This is a genomic window from Streptococcus sp. WM07 (assembly GCF_004570525.1).
In the GTDB taxonomy this organism is placed as follows: Bacteria; Bacillota; Bacilli; order Lactobacillales; family Streptococcaceae; genus Streptococcus.
In genome coordinates this window covers 1-303 of record NZ_SPPZ01000318.1, presented here as the reverse complement: position 1 = coordinate 303, position 303 = coordinate 1, and the positions used below count along the sequence as shown (strand labels likewise).

1 protein-coding gene is annotated in these 303 nt (G+C 38.9%); it reads right to left on the bottom strand.

Annotated elements, in window-relative coordinates:
- The coding region (locus tag E4T71_RS09385; protein ID WP_167758533.1) for a transposase at positions 1 to 303 on the bottom strand (303 nt) is incomplete at both ends.

Below are 303 nucleotides of genomic sequence, written 5' to 3'. Positions count from 1 at the left end.
CGAACTTCGTTCTTGATTAAAGTTGAACTATCTGTCTTATCACCGAAAAATCCAGATTTCATCTCTTTTATGAAATTTTCAGACTGTCCCCGTTTTCGATAAAGTTGAAAATATTCCTGGCTAACTCCACCAGTTAGATTGGTCACAAGAGAAGTAACGTCATAGAAGAGTTCTCCTTCCTTTCTTTGTGAAAATTGGCAGACACGGCGCACTTGATCCCAAGACTTTGCTTGATAGAAAGTCTCGGAGTAGGAAGAATGGGGTAAAATCGTTACATTTTCATCTTCAGGATAAGGTAAGCGA